Source organism: Clavibacter sp. MX14-G9D (assembly GCF_032917815.1).
Classification (GTDB): Bacteria; Actinomycetota; Actinomycetes; order Actinomycetales; family Microbacteriaceae; genus Clavibacter; species Clavibacter michiganensis_K.
On the sequence record NZ_JAVCVL010000348.1, the window covers coordinates 1 to 1,635 of the forward strand.

Genomic DNA, 1,635 nt, shown 5'->3' on the forward strand with positions numbered 1-1,635 from the left:
CCCCGCGTCACGACGCCCGAGCGCGGCGCCCCCGCCCAGCTGGCGGCGATCGCCGCCGCCGAGGAGGCGCGCCGCCGCGCGGCCCGCGAGTCCCGCACCGCCGCCCTCGACTCGTACGACGAGTGGGCGGCCGCGCAGAGCCACTCGTTCGTCTGGCGCCTCCTCGGGCGCCTCGCCGACGAGCGCCGCAGCGCCGACCTGCTCGTCGCCCGGCTCGTCCGCGAGATCGGCGCCGTCGCGCCCTTCGAGCCGGGGACGCTCCTCCGCCTCCGCCGCACGTTCCACCGCACGGTGCTCATCACGGTGATCGTCGCCGCGGTGCTCGGCGCCCTGGGACTCGGGATCCTCCGCGGGCTCGCGGACGCGGCCGAGCGGGATCCGGACGCGCAGTACGGCACGTGGCAGCGCATCGTGCTGTGGGCGCTCGCCGCGCTCCTCGCCGTCGTCGTCGCGGTCGTGCTCGGGGCGCTCGTGCGCTACCACGCGGGCTGGTCGGCGTTCGAGCGGCGCATCGACGTCGAGCGCGCGAAGCTGCGGCAGCTCGGCGCCCGCGCCCGGCGCGCCCGCGAGGAGGGGGCTCGGCTGCGCTCCCTGCACAAGCAGGCGGTCGAGTGGGTGACGCTCCTGTCCACGGCCATCCACCGGCCGTGGCACGTGCCCGCCGCCTGGAGCGAGCGCGACCACTTCGACGTCGTCCGGGGCGCCATGCCGTTCGCCACGCAGATCGCCACCATCGACGACGGCGAGAGCGCCTCCACGCTGCGCATGCGCAGCTCGATGGCCGGGCACCTGCTGCGCAAGGGCTGGCGGCACGACGCGTTCGAGGCGCTCGTGCAGGAGATGGCGGCCGACAACGGGGCCCGCCAGGGCTTCAGCCTCCGGGCCCTCGACGAGGACCTGCCGCACGCGTCGAACCACACGCGGCAGATGCTGCTGCGCGCGCTCGACGACGAGGCCCTCCTCACCCGCGTCGCGACCCCGCGGCTGGTGGACCTCGTGCGGGCGTCGCAGCGCGAGGAGCAGGAGACCGGGCGGCCGAGGGTGCGGCCCGTGGGATCCAACCCGCTCGACGTGCTCCGCCGGTCCGGCGACCACGGCCGCACGACCGGCGAGGACGTGCCGTGGGACGACTTCCTCCTGACGTCGCTGTCGCGCGCGTCCGACCCGATGACGCCGCTCAGCGTGTCGTCCCTGACGGACCTGCGGCTACCGGAGCGCCATCACGAGCGGGTGACCTCGTTCCTCGTGATCCCGGAGCGCCTGCGCGACCGCGTCTCCGGATCCCGCGACGCCGACCTGCACGTCGTCCCCGTCACGGCCGCCACCGGCGCCGCCGTGGACCTCGCCTGGCGCGTCGACGTCGTCGGACCGGTGCCGAAGGCCGCCATCCGGCTGTGGGAGGCGGACGGCCGTCGCCGTCCGGCGCCGACCGCGCCGCTCGGGACGGACGCCCCGGACACGGGCGTCTGAGCGGGTGAGCGCGCCGCCGCCTCCGCCTCCGCGGCCCCGCGGGATCCCGGTCCCGCCGCCCGGGCCGCCGCCGCGCGCGGGCGGGCCGGCGGGGATTCCGGGACCGGGACCGGGCACACCCAGGACACCGGGCGCGCCGCGCACGCCGTCCCGCGCCCGGCGCCG

Annotated in this window: 1 protein-coding gene; it reads left to right on the top strand. The window is 77.7% G+C overall.

Translation table 11 applies throughout. From position 1 onward, the window contains the following. The coding region (locus Q6969_RS15500) for a hypothetical protein (RefSeq protein WP_317231243.1) at window positions 1–1,470 on the top strand (1,470 nt) is incomplete at its 5' end. Between the last annotated feature and the right edge of the window lie 165 nt (window positions 1,471–1,635).